A 19,405-nucleotide genomic window follows, 5' to 3' on the forward strand; every position below is an offset into this window, starting at 1 on the left:
TCGGCGGCGGCGCGTCAGACGAAGAAGGCGGCAGCGAGCGCCATGGCGGCCAAGCCAAACCAAGTGAGTGCATAGATCAGGTGATTGTTCGGAAAATTCACCACCGTCAACCCGCCCACCGGCCCCGCCGGCGCACCGGGCGTCGCCTCCGCGTCGATGAAATAGGGGGCGACGATACCGAGGCCGCGCTTTTCGGCGATGGCGGGGACGTCACGAGAATACCAGCGGCCGCCGTCCGGATCATTGGCGCGTAGGAAGCCACCCGCCGGTTCACTGAGCCGTAGCAGGCCTGTCACCGAGACTTGGCGCGGCGGCGTTTCGGTGATTAAGCCAGCCTGGGCTTGATCCGTTGGGATGAAACCCCGGTTCACGATCACGGTGAAGCCGGCGTCGGTTCGGAGCGGCGTGAGTACCCAATAACCGCCCCCGCGCTCGGTGACGGCCTTCACCAGGGTCTGCCGGTCGTTCAGGAAGATGCCGGATGCCTGGACGCGAAGATATTCGTCCGCCGCGGGGGAACCGGATTTCCAGGCGGCGGGTCCCGGGGCGGGAACCGGCGACGCATGGATGCGGGCATCGACGCGTTGGATCAGATCGAGCTTCCAGGCGCGCCGTTGCACCTGCCAGGCGCCGAGCGCCACCAACACCAAGCAGACGCCGACGGCCAGAAGACGCAGCACAATTCGCCTGCCGCCCCGGGGCGTCGCCGTCTTTTCTGGCGCGGCCATGTTGGCTGCGGGATCTTGCAGGCCGGTCACCGCCGGTCGCTCCTTCGCGCCGGCAGTTCCGATCAAGGCATCTGGCGCATGTCGTGGACCGGCATCATGTTCGTGTTGAGATGATACATGACCCAGAGCGAACCGCTCAGCGCGATGACCACGACAATGATCGTGAACATCAGCGCCATCATGCTCCAACCGCCTTCCACCCGCGTGTTCATGTGCAGGAAGAAGATCATGTGCACGACGATCTGAACCACGGCGAAGGCCATGATTACGATCGCGGTTACCTGATTGTTGCCGAGCACGCCGTCCATCACCAGCCAGAAGGGAATGGCGGTGAGGATGACGGACAGGCCAAAGCCGATCCCGTAACTGCGCAGCGAGCCGTGTGCATCCGCCTCGTCGTGATCCGCACCGTGGCCGTGCTCTGCGGGGGCGTCCTGGTGGTGGTGCGCTTGCGCGGTCATCGCAGCATTCCCATCAAATAGACAAAGGTGAAGACGCCAATCCAGATCACGTCCAGGAAGTGCCAGAACATGCTGAGGCACATGAGCCGGCGGCGGTTTGCCGGGATGAGGCCGCGCCGGCCCACCTGCACCATGAGGGTCACCAGCCAGACCAGGCCGAACGTCACGTGTAGCCCGTGGGTCCCCACCAAGGTGAAGAAGGCGGAGAGGAAGGCGCTGCGCTGCGGGGTCGCGCCCTCATGAATCATGTGCGCGAACTCGAACAACTCGATGGATAGGAAGGCCAGGCCGAACAGGGCCGTGACGACCAGCCAAGCCTGAACCTGCCCGACTCGCCCCTGCGCCATCGCCAGCATGGCGAAGCCATAGGTGATGGAGGAGAACAGCAGCATCGTGGTGTTGAGCGCCACGAGATTGAGGTCGAAGAGATCCTTCGGCCCAGGGCCTGCCGCGTAATTTCCGCCGAGCACGCCATAGGTGGCGAACAGCATCGCGAAGATGAGGCAATCGCTCATCAGATAGATCCAGAAGCCAAGGGCTGTGCTTCCGCCTTCGGCGTGGGCATGCTCCTCGACTTCGTAGAAGACCGGCGCGGCGGCGCTGTTTGAGGTCGCTGCGAGCGTCATGGCGTCACCTGCGCGGCGAGGAGGCGTGTGCGCTCTTCCTCAGCCCGGATCACGTCTTCAGCGGGAATGGAGAAGTCGCGATTGTAGTTAAAGGTGTGGGTGATGGCGACGCCGAGCAGCGCCACGAAGCTTACAGCCGCCAGCCACCAGATGTACCAGATCAGGGCGAAGCCCAGCGCCACGGCGCACCCGGCGAGCAACATGCCGGCCGGCGTGTTGCGGGGCATGTGGATGGGCCTGAACCCCTCCAGCGGGCGCTTGTAGCCCCGCTGCTTCATATCCCACCAAGCATCCCCATCGTGGATGACCGGGGTGAAGGCGAAATTATAGTCCGGCGGCGGGGAGGAGGTCGCCCATTCCAGGGTCCGTCCGTTCCACGGGTCGCCCGTGGTGTCGCGCAGCTGGTCACGTTTCATGATGCTGACGGCAATCTGCACCAGGAAGGAGAGGATGCCGAGCAGGATCAGGAATGCACCGAAGGCCGCGACGATAAACCAGATCTGCAGCGAGGGATCGTCGAACACTCGCAGGCGGCGGGTGACGCCCATCAGGCCAAGCACATAGAGTGGCATAAAGGCGAAGTAGAAGCCCACCACCCAGAACCAGAACGACATCTTGCCCCAGAATGGATCGAGCCGGAAGCCGAACGCCTTCGGCCACCAGTAGGCAATGCCCGCGAACATGCCGAACACCACGCCGCCGATGATGACGTTATGGAAATGGGCGATCAGGAATAGGGAGTTGTGCAGCACGAAGTCTGCCGGCGGCACGGCGAGCAGCACGCCGGTCATGCCGCCGATCACGAAGGTCAGCATGAACGCCACCGTGTACATCATGGGCAGCTCGAACTTGATGCGCCCGCGGTACATGGTGAACAGCCAGTTGAAGATCTTCGCGCCGGTCGGGATCGAGATGATCATGGTCGTGATCCCGAAGAAGGAATTCACGCTGGCACCCGAACCCATGGTGAAGAAGTGGTGCAGCCACACGAGGTAGGACAGGATCGTGATGACCACGGTCGCATAGACCATCGAGGTGTAGCCGAACAGGCGCTTGCCTGAGAAGGTGGAGGCCACTTCCGAGAACACGCCGAAAGCCGGCAGGATCAGGATGTACACCTCGGGGTGACCCCAGATCCAGATCAGGTTCACGTACAACATCGGGCTGCCGCCGAAGTCGTTGGTGAAGAAGTTCATGCCGAAGTATCGGTCCAGCGCCAGCAGCGCGAGCACTGCGGTGAGGATCGGGAACGAGGCAACGATCAGCGCATTGGTGCACAGCGAGGTCCAGGTGAAGATCGGCATCTTCATCAGGGTCATGCCGGGGGCGCGCATCTTCACGATGGTGCAAATCAGGTTGATACCCGAGAGCGTCGTGCCCACACCTGCCACCTGCAGCGCCCAGATATAATAATCCACCCCAGAGTCCGGACTGTAGGAAATGCCGGAAAGTGGGGGATAGGCGAGCCACCCTGTCTGCGCGAACTCGCCGATGAAGAGCGACATCATGACGAGGACAGCGCCGCCGACGGTCATCCAGAAGCTGAAATTGTTCAGGAACGGAAAGGACACGTCGCGCGCACCGATCTGCAGCGGCACCACATAGTTCATGAGTCCGGTCACCAGCGGCATGGCGACGAAGAAGATCATGATCACACCGTGGGCGGTGAAGATCTGGTCGTAATGATGCGCGGGCAGGTAACCGTCGGACCCGCCGAAGGCCATCGCCTGCTGCAGGCGCATCATGATGGCATCGGCGAAGCCGCGCAGCAGCATGATGATGCCGAGCACCATGTACATGATGCCGATCTTCTTATGGTCCACGCTGGTGAACCACTCGCGCCAGAGATAACCCCAGAGCCGAAAATAGGTGAGCGCGCCGACCACCGCGATGCCGCCCAACGCCACCACGGAGAAGGTGGCCACGAGAATGGGCTCATGGAAGGGCAGGCTCTCGAACGTCAGCCGACCGAAAATCGGGCTTACAGGCGTCGAGAACGCGGACACGGCGGATTGAGACACGTTGGTTACAGACATGGCGTCTCGCGTCAGGAGTTTGAGGGCCGGCGCGCCGCGGGCGCGAGAAGGTCCGCTGGGGCGCTGATGGGCGTGAAGGAGGGTGCCGGCAGGCCGGCCCCGAGGATGCGCGCAGGTCCGGGCGCCGCGCTGGGCGCCAGGGCGCCGATGCTTGCGGCCGGCGCGATCAGATCTTCCGGCGAGCAGATTCCAACCACCATCCCGGGCTTACCGCCGAACACGCTGCCACGACGGGCATATTTGTCATAGGTGAGGGGAAGGACATTGGCGATGCCGGCCATGCCCAGGCCGCCCTTCTCGTCGATTGCCATCATCTCGCTCATGCACATCTTGCCCGGCTCGACGCACATGTTGAGGATCGCATTGTAGAGCGCCGGATCCACTTGGGCGAAACGGGTGACGGGGACATTCTGGCTTGGCTTCTCAAGCTCGAGATAAGCTGGGCGGGTGAGGTTGCCACCGCCCGCCTTGGCGCTGGCCAGCCATGTGTCGAAATCGGCGGTGGACTGGCCGAGGAACCGGAAATGCATGCCGGAGAAGCCGGCGCCGCTGTAGTTGGCGGAAAAGCCGCGGTACGTGCCGGCCTTGTTGATAACCGCGTGAAGCTTCGTCTGCATGCCCGGCATGGCATAGATCTGACCGGCGAGCGCGGGAATGTAGAACGAGTTCATCACTGAAGAAGAGGTGATGCGAAAGGCGATCGGCCGGTCCACCGGCGCTGCCAGTTCATTCACCGAGGCGATTCCGTATTGCGGATAGATGAACAGCCACTTCCAATCGAGTGCCACCACTTCAACTTCGAGCGGCTGCGTGTTCGGGGGAACCGGCCTGTCCTCGGCGATGCGGTCGATGGGACGATAGGGATCGAGCAGGTGAGTACCCATCCAGGTCAGCGCGCCGAGGCAGATGATGATGAGCAGCGGCGCCGCCCAGATCACGAGTTCCAGATGGGTCGAGTGGTGCCACTCCGGCTCATAACGCGCCTCGGTATTGGACTGGCGATAGCGCCAGGCAAACAGCACGGTAAGCACCATCACGGGGATGATGATGATCAGCATCAGCACGGTCGAGATGATCACCAGGTCACGCTGCTGCCAAGCCACGTCACCCGCCGGATGCAGCACGGTTAAATTACAGCCGCTCAAAATGGCCATGAGCGGCAGCAAGGCGAGGACGCGGAAGCGGCTCAATACAGCACCTGTCACGCACGTGGTTGGGACCCGCCGCATCGCTAGCTGCACCGCACCACGAGGGACATTGGACAATTTGCCCAATGCCGCAATGCAAACTTGAGAGAGAAAAGGAACACTGGGATCCCCCGCTTCCCAGCGGCGGGGGCCTGTCGTATGAAAAAGCAACTTCAAAATGGTGTGAAGATCATGGCGGAAGCGTCATCGACGATGGAACGGGACGCCAGGCAGATCAATGCCGGCCATGGTTCGGTGGATCCCGGCGAGATTGCCATCGGCGTGATAATCGGCCGAACTTCCGAATTTTTCGATTTCTTCGTCTATGCCACCGCGGCAGTCCTGGTCTTTCCCAAACTGGTGTTTCCCTATGTGGATGCCCTAACGGGAACGCTTTATTCCTTTGCCATCTTTGCTCTCGCCTTCGTCGCTCGGCCGTTCGGCACCGCACTCTTTATGGCGGTCGACCGGGCCTATGGGCGCGGCGCGAAGCTCACGGCAGCGTTGGTCCTGCTCGGCACTTCAACGGTGGCGATCGCCTTTCTGCCCAGCTATCATCAAATCGGCTGGACCTCCGCGCTTATCCTTGCCCTGTTCCGGATCGGCCAGGGCCTATCCTGGGGTGGCACGTGGGACGGTCTGGCGCCTCTTCTGGCGCTCAATGCGCCAGTTGAGCGGCGCGGCTGGTACGCGATGATCCCGCAATTGGGCGCGCCCCTGGGCCTTATCGTCGCGAACGGCTTGTTCGCCTTCTTCGTCGGCAACCTCTCGCCTGGAGACTTCTTCACCTGGGGCTGGCGCTACCCGTTCTTCGTCGCCTTTGCGATCAATGTGGTGGCCCTGTTCGCTCGCCTGCGCATGGCGGTGACGCCGGAATATACCGAGCTGTTCAAGCGCGGCGAATTGCGGCCCGCGACGGTGACCGAAACCGTGCGTGCGGAAAAGCGCGGCATCCTGATCGGCGCATTCGCGCCGCTCGCCACATTCGCCTTGTTTCACATGGTCACGGTGTTCCCGCTCTCCTGGGTGTTCTTGTTCACCAACGAGGGGGCCGCGCGCTTCCTGGTGATCGAGATCGTCGGCGCGGTCTTCGGCATCGGGGCCATCGTCGCGTCCGGCTTCGTCGCCGATCGCGTGGGCCGGCGAAACCTGCTCGGCGCCTCGGCGGCGGCGATCGCGGTGTTCAGCGGCTTCGCCCCGCAATTGCTGAATGCCGGCTTGGTCGGCGAGACCGCCTTCATGGTGATGGGCTTCATCCTGCTTGGCCTGTCGTTCGGCCAAGCCTCCGGCGCGGTTGCCGCCAACTTCGGGCGTAATTATCGCTACACCGCCTCGGCCCTGACCAACGATCTCGCCTGGCTGTTCGGAGCGGGGTTTGCCCCGCTGGTCGCGCTCTTGCTGTCGAGCAACTTCGGCCTGATTTCGGCCGGCGCCTATCTGCTTTCAGGCGCAATCTGCACTTTGGTGGCGTTGCAGATCAACAAGAAGCTGGAGCTGGGCGGCGGCTAAGCTGGCCTTGCCGGGGGGCGCTTCAGGTGTTCTCAGCCCCTGAGCGCGTCCGCTGCCCCCTTGAGGGTGGCCGCGACGCTATCTCGGAACGCCGGGAAGAGGGCGGCGACGCTTTCGTCGGGCCCCGTCCAGTTGATCGTGAAGCTGAAGGTCACCCTTGCCGCACCCACCACCATCTGGCCCGGCAAGCAGAAGCAGTGGAATTTGTTCCAATCGATGCTTCCGCCCTTGGCATAGGCGGCAAGCCCCGGCGGCACCACCTGGGCGATGGCGTCCGCCATGGATTGGATGCGCATGAACTCGGTGAGACTTTCCGGTTTGGAAAAATATTTCCCGGTGAGCGCGGTCCGATACCATTGCACCAGGTCTGAGGCGGTGCTCACCATGGTTTCGTGGTCGTTGATGGCGGAGCGCGGGGCGCCGGGCGTCCAGCCGGTGGCAAGCTTCCGCACGCCCTCCCAGCCGATATCCGTGCCGATTGGCGCGCCTGCGATGTAGGAGAACAGGCGACGCGTGGAATCGGGGATGCGGGTCTTTGTGAGCCCGGCTTCCGCTATCAGCGCGCGCACCTTGTCCGGTCCCACCTTGGACAATGCGATATCGGTCGCGGTGTTGTCGCTGTGGGTGATCATGGCCTCGAGAATGCTGCGGGCCGGGGTGGTACCGGTGAGGTTCAAGAACACCGGGCTGCTGACCGAGCGGACGGCATCGTCGACCGCCCATTGGTCGTTTTCGGAGAGCAGTCCGGCCTCCTGGGCCCGCAGCGTCTGGGCGAGGATGAAAGTCTTCACCGCGCTGCCGATGAACAGGGGGGCATCGGGGTCGCGCTGATCCTGCCAGCTTTGGCCTGGCCCCTCGCACACGATCAGGCAGCTTTTGGTGCCCGTCACTTTGTCGAATTGCGCCAAGCCTGAGCGCACGCCCTCGGGCACGCTACTGGCGATCGAGGCCGTGGCGAGCGCCATGGGCGCGACCGCAGCGCCGGAAAGAAACAGCCGCCGATTCAAGCCCATAGCCTAGCCTCCCTGAAGTTGGCGCACGGTACATCATGCGCCGCCCGGACCCAAGGAGGCGCATGTGTGTGCGATACCGTGTACCGGATGGGCCTCAGGTGCCGCGACCGCCGATATCCACGGCCTCGAAATAGGGCAGCAGGCCGGTGCCGGGATGGCAGTTCACATATTCCATGTGCGCGCCCTCCAGCAGGGCGAACACCTCGTGCCAGGTGACGACCTCCCGCTTCTCCTTGTGGAGGCGGTTCATCGCGATGGCGTGGCGATAGATGTCGAGATGGGTCTCGTGGGATTTCGCCCATCGCTCCAGATGCTCCAGAGAGATGAAATAGCCGTGCACGGAGGTTTCCTTGCGCGGCGTTCCCTCCGGATCGAGATTGGTCATCACCCGCAGCGACAGGGTGCCGGTCTCGACCGGATTGTCCACGAGATGGCCCATGCCGCGCATCAGCTTGGGCTGGAGATTGTCGTGGTAATCGGCGGTCTGCTCGTTGCCCGCGCCTTCCCAATACTGGCCGGAGCGGATGGCAATCATATTGTGGGATGAGGTCACCCGCAGGCGGCGGCCGAGGCTCGCCGGCGTGCGGCGCGTCGGCATGCCTTCCCCATAGGGGCTGTCCAGCGGATCGATGGCGGACACCGGCATGCGGTCGCGCGCGGCGCCGAAATAGCCGTTCATGGTGATGGGCTGGAGGGTGGCACCCGGCGTGCGGGCAAGGCCGATGGGATAGTTCGGAGCCGAATAGATGGTCTCGTGCCGGTCGTAGGGCACGCGGATGGTCTCGCGCCACAGGCCGCGCGGTCCGGCGCGCCGGGCGGGATCGCGGAACCAGGTCATGAAGGGCGAGGCCGCGCTCCAGCGGGCATGGGCCGTCGCGTCCAGCCAATAAGCGACCAGGATGGCGTTGACCGCTCCGGTCTCGTCGGTGGTGCGCATGATTTCGTGCTCGCACGGGCCGTCCACCTCGAAAGCGGCGCGCAGGCGGGTGAAGAAGTCCGCCTGCTCCGCCCAGTCGAGCCCTTCCCCCTGGAGCGCGAAATAATCGCTCACCAGCAGGCTCACGGGTTCGCTCCAGCGCAGGGAGAAGCGCGGCGCCGCCGGTTCGTGGCCGGGTGGGCGGCGTTCCGGGACGATGCGCGGATAGGTGACGTGGAAAACCATGGCGGGCTCGCGGGACGGGGACAGGTGCTGGCAGAGACCGCGGCCGCGGCGCCTCAACGCGTCGCGGCCGCAGGGCATCAGTTGAGGGTAGGGTATCAGTTGAGGGTTTTGCCGTTCCAGCGCGCCGCCGCCTTGGCGGTCTCGAAGGGATAGACCGTCACGAGATCGGCGCCCCGCCATTCCACGAAGATGGGATAGGCGGTCGAGGAAAGGCCGGTGGCATCGAAGGCGGTGCAGCCGCCGGGAATGCCCTTGGCGAAGCCCTCGCCGCACAGTTTCAGAGCGGCGATGGCATCGCGGATCTTGTCGGGATCGCGCGACTTGGCGGTGTCAATGGCTTTGGCCATGTGTTCGAGCGCGGCACCATACATGATGACCTCGTGGGTCATGAAAGTCCCGTATTTTTCCTTGTACTTGGCGGCGAGCGCCGGGGCGAGATCGTAATTCGCTGGAGCGATGGAGAAGACGCCGTCGGCATATTCGCCGAGGCCCTTGGCGAAGTCGGGGATGATGTATCCGGCGGCGCCGCCGACGATGGGCATCTCGATCTTCTGCTGGCGCATGGCGCGGATGATCTGGAGCGCGTCGTTGAAATAGGAGACGGGGAAGACGATGTCCGCCCCGGAGGCGCGCAGCTTGTTGATCAGCGGGGATACATCGGTGATGCCGAGGGGATAGGCCTCGTCCACCACGAGAGGGATGCCGGCCTTGTTGGCCGCTTCGCGCAGGCCCTTGGCCTGGGCGGTGCCATAGGCGGTGTCCTCATAGAAAATAGCGACCTTGGTGACCGGCGCGCCCGCCTTTTTCGCCAGCGCGGCGGCGTAATCGAATTGCGCCTGTCCGTAGGTGGTCGCCTTGGCAGAGACCTGGAAGATGTATTTGTAGCCGCGCGCTGTGATCTGGTCGGCGAACGAATGGGTGATCATGGGGATGCCGGCGCGCTCCGTGACCTCCGAGGCGGCCAGGGTCACCGATGAGACGAAGGCGCCGAGCATGCCCACCACCTTGTCCTGGCTGAGCAGGCGCTGGGTGGCGGCGGCGGCCGACGCCGGGCTTGGCACGTCGGCATAGACCAACTCGATCTTCGCGCCGCCGAGCCCCTTGAGGCCGCCGGCGGCATTGATGGCGTCCGCCGCCATCTCGATGCCATTGCGGCTGTTGACACCGAACTGGGCGTTCGGACCGCTGAGCGGCAGGACGACGCCGATCTTCACGCTCTCCTGGGCGTGTACGGCGGGGACGACGGCGAGGGAGAGGCCGGCGGCAAGGATCGTCGCCCGGCTCCCGTTCCAGATGTCGCGCATGTGCATGTTCCCGTTTTTTATGGAAGGCGCGACAGAATGAAAACGAAGTTGAATAGATGTCAATTCACTCCGACTAAACTCGAAAAATTATTTATTTGATGCATAAAAAATGAGCATATATAACGGTTTTTCCGAAAATAAGGACGTCGACTAAATTCGACATGTAACGGATTATTGGCCTTTAATCCCGACCGGATCGATCAATTATTATCTGTTAAAAGACGGGCAATGGTCGAAAAAGTCCGACACGATATGGATCGAAGACAATTAGATCTAATGATGAATTTGTATGCATATAAAACATATAAATATCAATAAGTTAAGTGGAAATGCCTGGTTCCTGAGCTTGGGCGCCCAATTTTCGACGCAAGACACAAGTTGACGAGAAATACCGACGTGGCCTAGGCTCGTCGTTATCGGGTCCTCAGCGACCGTTTTCTGCGAGGTGAACGTCATGTTCCAAGCGACCGTCCGTCGCCGTATCGTTCTTGCCGGCCTGATGAGCCTGGCCCTGTCCGGGACCTTCGCCGTGAACGGCGCTGTGGCGGCGGAAGATGTGGTGATCGGCGTGATCCAGCCGCTCAGCGGGCCTAACGCGCAGTTCGGCATCGGCTCGCAGCGGGGCACCGAGCTGGCTGCGGAAATGATCAATGCCGCCGGCGGCATCAAGGCGCTCGGCGGGGCGAAGGTCAGCCTCGTGGTGGCCGACGTGCCGACCCCGGCCACCGCCGCTGCCGCCACCCAGCGCCTGATCTCCCAGAACAATGTCAGCGCGGTGATCGGGGCTTTCGTCTCTTCCACCACGCTTGCAGCATCCGAAGTGACAGAGCGCGCCGGTATTCCGCTGGTGACCTTCGCCTTCGCCGATCAGATTACCGGACGCGGTTACAAATACGTGTTCCAGGTGTCGCCCAAGGGGACGGTTTTCGGCGCGGCGCAGTTCGATTACGCGACCGAGATCGCCAAGGCCGCAGGCGAGAAGATCGACAAGATCGCCATCCTTTATGAGGACACTGCCTATGGTACCGCCCAGGCCAAGGGCCTGCGCGAGGCGGCCAAGCAGGCGGGCGTTCAGGTGGTGCTGGACGAGGCCTATCCCCTCGGCATCACCGATGTATCCCCGCTGGTGAACAAGCTGCGGGCATCCGGCGCGCAGATGGCCTTTCCCGTGTCCTATCTCAATGACGGCCTCCAGATCATCCGCGCGCTGCGCCAGCAGCAGATCGACATCCCGGTGGTGGGCGGCGCGGCCGGCTACATCATTCCCGACTTCAAGAAGGGCCTCGGCGAGTACGCCGAAGGCGTGCTCTCGGTGGCCGCCGCCTCCGGCGACCTGATCCCCGACCTCGCTGCCAAGTACAAGGAAAAGTACGGCACCTTCATCACCCATGAGGCGCTGATCCACGCGGCGGCCTTGGATGCGGTGGTGCAGGCCATCGAGAAGGCCAAGTCCAAGGATCCCGAGAAGATCCGCGACGCCCTCGCCACCCTGGATTATTGCGCCGGCTTCGCGCGCGGCGTGCCGGGCGGCTGCGTGAAGTTCGACGCCAACGGACTCAATGCCTCGGCCTTCCCCATCATGGTGCAATGGCGCGGCGACGAGCCGGTCACCGTCTATCCCCCGAAGGCGGCGAAGCAGAAGCCGGTGTGGGCCGGCAAGCCTATCCCCTGATCGGAGCGATCTCGCCCCCTCTCCCCCGGCGGGAGAGGGGTTTATTTCCTCCCTTCGTGGTGGACGTCATGTTGCAATCCCTGGTCGACGGCATTCTTCTCGGCGGCGTCTATGGCGTCATCGCCACGGGCCTGTCTCTCGTGTTCGGCGTTCTGGGCGTGGTCAATTTCGCCCAGGCCGAGTTCCTGATGCTCGGCATGTATGTCGCATGGTTCGCCTGGCGTTATCTCGGGCTCGATCCGCTGCTCGGCTCGGTCCTGTCCTTCGCCGTGGTGTTCGTCGTCGGCTATCTGGTGCAGCGCCTGCTGATCGCCCGCGTGCTGAAGGCGCCGCCGGCGGCTCAGGTGTTTCTCACGGTCGGCCTGCTGATTGTGCTGGAGAATGCCGCGCTCATGCTGTTCGGCTCGGATTTCCGTTCTGTCAGCGTGCCCTATCAGGTGCAGGGCTTCCGCTTCGGCGATATCTTTGTGGGCGCGCCGTATCTCTATGCGTTTGCTGCGGCCCTGTTCCTTTCAGCTGCCTTGTGGCTGTTCCTCGACCGCTCCTGGACCGGACGTGCCATCCGCGCGGTGGCGCAGGACCCCATGGCGGCGACGCTGACCGGGGTGGATACCCGCCTCACCTATGGGGTGGCGTTCGGCCTCGGGGTCGCGCTGACCGCGTTCGGCGGGGCGGTGATCCTGCCGTACATTACGGTCAGCCCCACCATCGGCGGCCAGTTCGTGGTGGTCATGTTCACGGTCGTGGTGCTGGGCGGGCTCGGCAGCGTCGGGGGTGCCCTGGCCGGCGGGCTGGTGGTGGGGATCGTGCAGTCGGTGTCCACCCTGTTCTTCCCGATCCAGCTCCAAAATCTCTGCCTATTCGTCATCTTCATCGCCGTTCTCGCCCTGCGCCCGCAGGGCCTCATCAAGGGCGCCTGAGCCATGCGCGCGAAACTCACGCCGGGGCTGGTGCTCCTCCTCCTGTTCTTCGTCGCGGCGGCCCTGCTGCCGTTTTACGTGGACCCGCGCGGCCATGTGCTGCGCATCGCCGCCATGGCGCTGCTGTTCGCGGCGCTGGCGCAATCCTGGAACATCGTCGGCGGGCTCGCGAACCAGGTCTCGCTCGGCCATGCCGCGTTTTTCGGGATCGGCGCCTATACTTCGTCCTTGCTCTATCTGCGGCTCGGCATCTCGCCCTGGCTGGGGCTGGTGGCGGGCGCGGCGCTGGCGGGATTGGCGGCGGCCCTGCTGTCGCTGCCGACCTTCCGCCTGAAGGGGCATTATTTCGCCCTCGCCACCCTCGCCTTCGCCGAGGTGATGCGGGTGATCGCCAATTCCTGGGCCTCGCTGACGGGCGGGCCGGTGGGGGTCTCCATCCCGTTCGTGGGCAGCCAGCCGCTGAACTTCGCGTTTCGGGCGGTCTCCTCTTATTATTGGATCATCCTCGGCCTGCTGGCTCTGGTGTGCCTGGTGTTCGGGCTGCTGGCCCGCGGCGCCATCGGCTATCGGCTGCGGGCGGTGCGCGAGAATGAGGCGGCCGCCGAAGTCGCGGGCGTCGATACCTTCCGCGTAAAGCTCACCGCCAGCGTCATTTCGGCGGCGCTGACCGCCGTGTGCGGCTCGGTGTTCGCACAATTCACCTTCTTCTTCGATCCGGATTCCATCTTCTCGCTGGCGGGTGTCTCGGTGCGGATGGCGATGATTGCCATCGTCGGCGGGCTCGGCACGCTCGGCGGCCCGATCATCGGCGCGCTGTTCCTGATCCCACTGGAGGAGGCGGCGAACGCGACGCTGTCCTCCAAGGCGGCCGGTCTGTCGCAACTGGTGTTCGGCGCGATCCTGATTGCGGCGATCCTCATCCAGCCGCGCGGGATTATGGCCTATTGGCCAAAGCGCTGGAGCCGCAGGGTGGTTGCCCCGGCCGCCGCGCCTGCGGGCAGATCGCCTGCCGTGGCCGCCGGTACGCAGGGAGGCAAGTGAGATGCACGCGCAATCCCTCCCGGCCCCGGTACTCGAAGCCCGGGCCATCGCCGTCACCTTCGGCGGCCTGAAGGCGGTGGACGGCATCTCCTTCACCCTCGGAGCCGGCGAGATCGTCGGCCTGATCGGCCCCAATGGCGCCGGTAAGACCACATTGTTCAATTCGCTGGTCGGTCTCCAGCGGCTCACCTCCGGCAGCGTGCTTCTGAGGGGCGAGAAGGTGTCCGGCGTCAAGCCGCACGTTGTGGCCGCCAAGGGCATGACCAAGACCTTCCAGAACGCCGCCTTGTTTCCCGATATGAGCGTACTGGAGAATGTCCTCACCGCCGCCCTGCTGCGCCACGACCTTTCCAACGCCCGGGCCAAGGCGCTTACGGTGCTCGACAAGCTCGGCCTTGGCCCGATCGCCGATGCCGACGTCGCCGATCTCACCTTCCCCCAGAAGGCGCTGGTGGAGATGGCCCGCGCGCTCGCCACCGAACCCAAGGTCCTCCTGCTGGACGAGGTGATGGCCGCCCTCACCCCGAGCGAGATGGACGAGGTAATGGCGGTCATCCGCGCGCTGCGCGACGAGGGGCTGACCTTCCTCGTGGTCGAGCATCACATGCGTGCCATCATGGCTTTGTGCGACCGCCTCCTTGTGGTGAATTTCGGTCGGCTGCTCGCCGAGGGTACCCCCCTCGAGGTCGCGAACAATCCGCTGGTGATCGAAGCTTATCTTGGCCAAGGGGCGGCGCACGGCGCCGCTGGCGGGACGGCGCCCACCGAAGGAGGCGACCATGCTTGAGATCCGCGGCCTCAGCGCCTCCTATGGCGGACCCAATGTACTCGAGGATGTCGCGCTCGACGTGGCGCGTGGCGAGACGGTAGCGGTGCTTGGCGCCAATACAGCTGGCAAGACCACGCTTCTGCGTAGCATCTCCGGCTTGGTCGCCAAGGCGCGCGGCAGTATCGTCTTCGAGGGCGAGAGCCTGCTCGGGCGCCTCGCGCACACCATTCCCGCGCTCGGCATCGGTCATGTGCCGGAAGGGCGTCATGTGTTTCCGCGCATGTCCACCGCCGACAATCTCATGATGGGCGCCTATGGCGACCGGCGCAGCCGCGATCTTTCTGCGCGCATGGACCGCGTGTTCGCCCTGTTCCCGCGTCTTGCCGAGCGGCGCACGCAGATGGCCGGCTCCATGTCGGGCGGCGAGCAACAGATGGTCTCCATCGGCCGCGCCTTGATGGGCAATCCCAAGCTGATGCTGCTGGACGAGCCGAGCCACGGCTTGGCGCCGATCGTGGTGGAGGAGCTCCACGCTGCGATCGGCGAGATCAACAAGCAGGGCGTCTCGGTGCTGCTGGTGGAGCAGAACGCCGTACTCGCCTTGTCGGTTGCCCATCGGGGCTACGTACTGGAAGCCGGCCACGTGGTGCTGAGCGGCAGCGCACAGGATCTCCAGGCGGACCCGGGCGTGCGGCGGGCCTACCTCGGCGTCTAGCACCGCCTCATCTTTCAAACGGAGCGTATCATGATTGTAAAAGCCGGCGTCGCCCAGGTGGGCGCGGTGCCCTTCGATGTCGAGGGCTCGGTCGTCAAGGCCGAGGAATGGATCGCGAAGGCGGGCGAAGCGGGATGCCAGATCGTGGTGTTCCCCGAGGCGTTCATCTCGGTCTATCCGAAGGGCTCGGACTTCGACATTTCCATCGGCGTGCGCACGGTGCGCGGGCGCGACGAGTTCCGCCGCTATCTTGATGCTGCGATCACCGTTCCAGGTCCCGAGACCGAGCGGCTGGGTAGGGCGGCCGCGGCGGCCAATTGCTTCGTGGTGATGGGCGTCATGGAACGCGAACTCGGCACCATGTATTGCACCGTGCTCTATTTCGGCCCGGACGGCACGCTGATGGGCAAGCATCGCAAGCTGATGCCCACCGCCGGCGAGCGGCTCGCCTGGGGCTTCGGCGACGGCTCCACCTTGCCGGTGTTCGATACGCCCATCGGCAAGATCGGCGCCGTCATCTGCTGGGAAAACTACATGCCCATGCTGCGCATGACCATGTATGCCAAGGGCGTATCGCTCTATTGCGCGCCCACCGCCGACGACCGCGAGACCTGGCTTCCCACCATCCGCCATATCGCGCTGGAGGGCCGCTGCTTCGTGCTCTCCACCTGCCAGGTGGTGAAGCGCGGGGATTTTCCCGCCGATTATCGTTGCGCCGTCACCGATGATCCCGAGGCCTATGTCATGCACGGCGGCGCGGCCATCATCGATCCGCTGGGGCGGGTGCTGGCCGGCCCGGTGTTCGACGCGGAGTGCCTTCTGACGGCCGATTTGGACATGGATGAGCTCGGCCGGGCCAAGTTCGATTTCGACGTCGCCGGCAATTATGCGCGACCCGACGTGTTCACGCTTACGGTCAACGAAGCGCCCCAGGCCGCAGTGGCCCTGAAGGGCTGAACGGGACGCAGGTTCTCGATCCCGGGCGATCCACCGTATAGTGCCCGGGCGGTCGCGCGGGCCGCGGCGGATTGCGGTACGGTGCGGCCCCGCCAGGCTCCTCACTCACATAGGGCAACATGGACATCGAGGAAAAGCTCGCCAAGATCGGCATCACCGGCAAGCTGTTCAAGCTGTATATGGCCGCCGTTGAATTGGGCGAGGCGCCCGTTCAGGAGGTCGCCGCCCGCGCCGGCCTCGCGCGGACCACGGCCTATGACGTGCTGGCCCGCCTGGAGCAGGAGGAGCTGATCCGCGTGGAGGAGCGCCAGGGCCGGCGCTTCATTGTCGCGGAAGATCCCGTCGGCATGCTTCAGCGCCTGGAACTGCGCAGGCAGGTGCTGGGAGACCTGATGCCGCAGATCCGCTCGCTCTATAATCGCGCCAAGGGCAAGCCGCAGATCCGTTTTTACGAGGGCGAGGAAGGGGTGCGGACGGTGCTGTGGGAAACGCTCTCCTGCCAGAGCAAGCTGCTGCGCGGCATCCTCTCCATGGACGAGCTCATCGAAACCCCTGGTCTTGATGAGATGGATTCCTATATCTCCGAGCGCTTGAAGAAAGGCATTCAGCTCCAGGTCGTGCGCTCGCGCCACAAGGACACGGAGCGGATCTGGCCGTCCACGGCGCAGGACCTGCGCGAGCTGCGCTATGCGCCGGACGCCATCACCTTGTCGGTCACGCAATATGTCTATGACGACAAGGTCGCGATCATCTCCTCCAAGCGCGAGAATTACGGACTGGTCATCGAGAGCGAGGATTTCGCCCGGCTGCAGACGGCGCTGTTCGAAACTTTATGGTCGCTCAGCTCGCCCGCCGAGGAGCCCGCGGCGCGTCCCAACGGGCGGCGGCGCAAGGGTTCGTGATCCTCATGCCGGTGCGGTGCCGGCATGAGCCACCTTGAGTGCGGCGATGTCCAGCTTCACCATGCTGAGGATGGCCGCCATGACCCGCTGTCCAGCAGCAGGATCGGGATCGCGGAGGAGCATGGGCAGGATCGCAGGCACGATCTGCCAGGAGACACCGTAGCGGTCCTTCAGCCAACCGCATTGCTCGACCTGGCCGCCGTCGCCGAGGACCTCCCAAAGACGGTCCACCTCCGCCTGGTCGTCGCAATCCACCTTGAACGAAACCGCGTGCGAGTATTCGAAACGCATACCGCCATTGAGAGCCAGGAAGTGTTGGCCCGCCAAGGTGAACTCCACCAGGAGCACGGATCCGGCCTTGCCGGCAGGTGAGTCGATCACGTTGTGCTGGATATGCGCGATGCGCGAATCCGGCAGCAGCGAGACATAGAAGGTCGCCGCCTCTTCGGCCTCGCCGTCGAACCAGAGGCACGGGGATATCTTGGACATGGCGTCTCCTTCCGGACGGGGAGGCGCGGGAGTGTCCCGCGGTATAGTGGCTTCAGCCCTGCACGAGCGTGTCGGCGGCCATGGCGGCGGTCGCGGCTTCCATGTCCATCCACATGATTTCCCAGATGTGACCGTCGGGATCCTCGAAGCTGCGGCCGTACATGAAGCCGAAATCCTGGGTCGGCGTCGGGTCGACCCCGCCCCCCGCCGCCTTCGCCTTGTCCATGATGGCGTCCACCTCCTCGCGGCTGTCGGCGGAGATGCAGATCAGCACCTCGCTGGTGGTGCGCGCGTCGGCGATGTCCTTCGAGCAGAACATGCGGAACTTGTCGTGCGTCAGCAGCATGGCGTGGATGGTCTCGGAGAACACCATGCAGGTCGCGGTATCATCGGAGAACTGAGGGTTTTTCCGTGCGCCGATAGCCTCATAAAAAGCGTTCGAGCGCGGCAGGTCGGTGACGGGTAGGTTGATGAAAATGAGCTTCGGCATTGGCGTCTCCTTCCGGTGCGAGCCCCAAGGACGTCGTGCGCGACGGTTTCCCGACAAGAGCTGTTAAAAAAAACCGCCGCCATCCCGCGCCCGTATGGGGGCGATCCGCACGCCATGGCTATACGCCGGGCCGGGAGTGTGCCCCCTTCATGCCGCGAGTCGCGTCGCGGGACAGCGGGTCGCCGAGGACATGCCATGGCGCGCGAGACGGTTTATCTGGTCCAGGGGTTCAAGGCCGGCAAAGGCAAGCGGCTGATTGCCGAGGCGCCCATCTCCTGCAAGTCGGCCGGGGCCGCTGAGCGGCTGGCCGAGCGGCTGGCGGAGAACCGCGCCGGGGTCGTGGCGTTTTCCTCCTCCGGCGATGCGGAGATGGGCGATTATGACGACGCACCCACCATCCTGTTCAAGGCCGGTACGTTGCCCCCGCAATTCTCCGGCGAGGAGGGGTGAGCGTTGCGGGGGCTTTGCGTTACTATCGTGGCGGAATGAGGCGCAAGGTCTCATTCCGGTGTCGTCGCGCTCAGCTCTTGTCGGCCGAGATCTGCGCGAGGAAGCGATAGATCTCGGTATGGTCCGCACCCCGCTCCAGGGCGGCATTCGCCTTGTCCCAGAGGTCGGCGGTGGACTGGATGGCCGGAATGGGAAGATCGAGCTGGTCCGCAAGCTCGGCCGCCGTGCGCAGGTCCTTTGCCATCAGGGCGAGAGAAAACCCGGACCCAAAGCTTTCGGAGATGATGAACTGCTTCATCTTCACTTCGGTCGAATTGTTCTTGCCCGTCGAAGCGTTGAGAACGTCCACCGCGACGTTCGGGTCGAGCCCGAACCGCTTGGCGACGATGATCGCCTCCGCCGCCGCCACGAGGCCGGCAGCCGAGACGTAATTGTTCAACGCCTTCATGGCATGGCCCGAGCCGAGCGGGCCGGTGCCGAACAGCGACTGCCCCATGGCTTCCAGCACCGGGCGGGCCGTCTCCACATCCGCCTGCGGCCCGCCCGCCATGATGGCGAGCGTGCCATTCACGGCGCGCCTCACGCCGCCGGAGACCGGGGCGTCGATGAAGCGCAGCCCCTTCGCCGCTAGCTCTTCGCCGAGCTTCACGGTGCCGAGGGGCGCGGAGGAACTCATGTCGATGATCAGCGTGCCAGACGGCAGGTCCGCCGCAAGCCCCAGGAGGACCTCCCGGACGATCTTGCCGTCGGGCAGCATGGTGATGACCACGCCCGCACCGGCCACCGCCTCGCACGCATCGGCGAAAGCCGCGCCGCCGGCCGCCGAGAAAGCCGCGCCGCCGGCCGCCGAGAAAGCCTCCCGCGCGGTCGGCGAGAGATCGGCGCCGCGGGTCTCGAATCCGGCCTTGACGAGGCGTGCCGCCATGGGAAGTCCCATCATGCCGAGGCCGATGAAGGCGACGACGGGCATCGAG

20 protein-coding genes are annotated in these 19,405 nt (G+C 64.3%); 9 read left to right on the top strand and 11 right to left on the bottom strand.

From position 1 onward, the window contains the following. Nucleotides 1–14 precede the first annotated feature (14 nt). Genes V5F77_RS06630 through cyoA form a run of 5 tightly spaced genes read right to left on the bottom strand, consistent with a single transcriptional unit; the run spans nucleotide 15 to nucleotide 5,041 of the window. Nucleotides 15–758, bottom strand: a complete 744-nt coding sequence (locus V5F77_RS06630; RefSeq protein ID WP_429004543.1) for an SURF1 family protein — start codon at nucleotides 756–758, stop codon at nucleotides 15–17. Nucleotides 759–790: 32 nt separating this feature from the next. Then, on the bottom strand, nucleotides 791–1,189 hold the full coding sequence (cyoD, locus tag V5F77_RS06635) for a cytochrome o ubiquinol oxidase subunit IV (protein WP_429004544.1): 399 nt from the start codon (nucleotides 1,187–1,189) through the stop codon (nucleotides 791–793). Continuing rightward, entirely contained in the window at nucleotides 1,186–1,815 is a 630-nt protein-coding gene (cyoC, locus tag V5F77_RS06640; RefSeq protein ID WP_429004545.1) for a cytochrome o ubiquinol oxidase subunit III, read from the bottom strand. Before cyoC ends, cyoD begins: the two co-directional genes overlap by 4 nt. Continuing rightward, nucleotides 1,812–3,851 (bottom strand): cytochrome o ubiquinol oxidase subunit I, encoded by a 2,040-nt coding sequence (gene cyoB, locus V5F77_RS06645; RefSeq protein ID WP_429004546.1) that lies wholly within the window; start codon nucleotides 3,849–3,851, stop codon nucleotides 1,812–1,814. The genes cyoC and cyoB overlap by 4 nt, the downstream gene beginning before the upstream one ends. Before the next feature lie 11 nt (nucleotides 3,852–3,862). Further along, complete coding sequence (gene cyoA, locus V5F77_RS06650) at nucleotides 3,863–5,041, bottom strand: ubiquinol oxidase subunit II (RefSeq protein ID WP_429004547.1); 1,179 nt, start codon at nucleotides 5,039–5,041, stop codon at nucleotides 3,863–3,865. A 210-nt stretch (nucleotides 5,042–5,251) separates the two neighbouring features. Between cyoA and V5F77_RS06655 the strand changes: the two genes are divergently transcribed. After that, nucleotides 5,252–6,547, top strand: a complete 1,296-nt coding sequence (locus V5F77_RS06655) for an MFS transporter (protein WP_429004598.1) — start codon at nucleotides 5,252–5,254, stop codon at nucleotides 6,545–6,547. Between the two features lie 32 nt (nucleotides 6,548–6,579). Here V5F77_RS06655 and V5F77_RS06660 read toward each other — a convergent pair whose 3' ends face one another. The 3 genes from V5F77_RS06660 to V5F77_RS06670 form a co-directional block, all read right to left on the bottom strand. Next, nucleotides 6,580–7,560 carry a serine hydrolase gene (locus V5F77_RS06660; RefSeq protein ID WP_429004548.1) on the bottom strand — a complete coding sequence of 327 codons (981 nt, stop codon included), beginning with the start codon at nucleotides 7,558–7,560 and terminating at the stop codon, nucleotides 6,580–6,582. Nucleotides 7,561–7,654: 94 nt separating this feature from the next. Then, nucleotides 7,655–8,722, bottom strand: coding sequence for a phenylacetaldoxime dehydratase family protein (locus tag V5F77_RS06665; RefSeq protein WP_429004549.1), 1,068 nt, complete (start codon nucleotides 8,720–8,722; stop codon nucleotides 7,655–7,657). Between the two features lie 95 nt (nucleotides 8,723–8,817). Further along, on the bottom strand, nucleotides 8,818–10,026 hold the full coding sequence (locus tag V5F77_RS06670; protein WP_429004550.1) for an ABC transporter substrate-binding protein: 1,209 nt from the start codon (nucleotides 10,024–10,026) through the stop codon (nucleotides 8,818–8,820). Nucleotides 10,027–10,480: 454 nt separating this feature from the next. Between V5F77_RS06670 and V5F77_RS06675 the strand changes: the two genes are divergently transcribed. From V5F77_RS06675 to V5F77_RS06705, 7 genes are all read left to right on the top strand, one after another. Further along, a complete protein-coding gene (locus tag V5F77_RS06675) occupies nucleotides 10,481–11,698 on the top strand; it encodes an ABC transporter substrate-binding protein (RefSeq protein WP_429004551.1) in 1,218 nt (405 codons plus the stop codon). A gap of 68 nt (nucleotides 11,699–11,766) precedes the next feature. Further along, nucleotides 11,767–12,618: a branched-chain amino acid ABC transporter permease gene (locus tag V5F77_RS06680; RefSeq protein ID WP_429004552.1), complete on the top strand. Its 852-nt coding sequence runs from the start codon at nucleotides 11,767–11,769 to the stop codon at nucleotides 12,616–12,618. Between the two features lie 3 nt (nucleotides 12,619–12,621). Then, nucleotides 12,622–13,659 (top strand): branched-chain amino acid ABC transporter permease, encoded by a 1,038-nt coding sequence (locus V5F77_RS06685; RefSeq protein ID WP_429004553.1) that lies wholly within the window; start codon nucleotides 12,622–12,624, stop codon nucleotides 13,657–13,659. 1 nt (nucleotide 13,660) lies between these two features. Beyond that, on the top strand, nucleotides 13,661–14,446 hold the full coding sequence (locus V5F77_RS06690) for an ABC transporter ATP-binding protein (RefSeq protein ID WP_429004554.1): 786 nt from the start codon (nucleotides 13,661–13,663) through the stop codon (nucleotides 14,444–14,446). Then, nucleotides 14,439–15,143 (top strand): ABC transporter ATP-binding protein, encoded by a 705-nt coding sequence (locus tag V5F77_RS06695; protein ID WP_429004555.1) that lies wholly within the window; start codon nucleotides 14,439–14,441, stop codon nucleotides 15,141–15,143. Before V5F77_RS06690 ends, V5F77_RS06695 begins: the two co-directional genes overlap by 8 nt. A 30-nt stretch (nucleotides 15,144–15,173) precedes the next feature. Continuing rightward, nucleotides 15,174–16,100, top strand: a complete 927-nt coding sequence (locus V5F77_RS06700) for a carbon-nitrogen hydrolase family protein (RefSeq protein ID WP_429004556.1) — start codon at nucleotides 15,174–15,176, stop codon at nucleotides 16,098–16,100. Nucleotides 16,101–16,219: 119 nt separating this feature from the next. After that, nucleotides 16,220–17,002: a TrmB family transcriptional regulator gene (locus tag V5F77_RS06705; RefSeq protein WP_429004557.1), complete on the top strand. Its 783-nt coding sequence runs from the start codon at nucleotides 16,220–16,222 to the stop codon at nucleotides 17,000–17,002. 3 nt (nucleotides 17,003–17,005) lie between these two features. On the opposite strand, the gene V5F77_RS06710 is transcribed toward V5F77_RS06705, so the two are convergent. Next, the gene (locus V5F77_RS06710; RefSeq protein ID WP_429004558.1) at nucleotides 17,006–17,491 is read right to left on the bottom strand and encodes a VOC family protein; all 486 of its coding nucleotides are present in this window, start codon (nucleotides 17,489–17,491) and stop codon (nucleotides 17,006–17,008) included. 52 nt (nucleotides 17,492–17,543) lie between these two features. Continuing rightward, complete coding sequence (locus V5F77_RS06715) at nucleotides 17,544–17,981, bottom strand: VOC family protein (protein ID WP_429004559.1); 438 nt, start codon at nucleotides 17,979–17,981, stop codon at nucleotides 17,544–17,546. A 195-nt stretch (nucleotides 17,982–18,176) separates the two neighbouring features. Here V5F77_RS06715 and V5F77_RS06720 point away from each other — a divergent pair, with 195 nt between their 5' ends. Beyond that, entirely contained in the window at nucleotides 18,177–18,431 is a 255-nt protein-coding gene (locus V5F77_RS06720) for a hypothetical protein (protein WP_429004560.1), read from the top strand. A 70-nt stretch (nucleotides 18,432–18,501) separates the two neighbouring features. Here the strand turns inward: V5F77_RS06720 and V5F77_RS06725 are convergent, their stop codons facing one another. Beyond that, nucleotides 18,502–19,401: an NAD(P)-dependent oxidoreductase gene (locus V5F77_RS06725; RefSeq protein ID WP_429004599.1), complete on the bottom strand. Its 900-nt coding sequence runs from the start codon at nucleotides 19,399–19,401 to the stop codon at nucleotides 18,502–18,504. Nucleotides 19,402–19,405 lie beyond the last annotated feature (4 nt).

The organism is Roseixanthobacter psychrophilus (assembly GCF_043195195.1).
GTDB lineage: Bacteria > Pseudomonadota > Alphaproteobacteria > Rhizobiales > Xanthobacteraceae > NCEH01.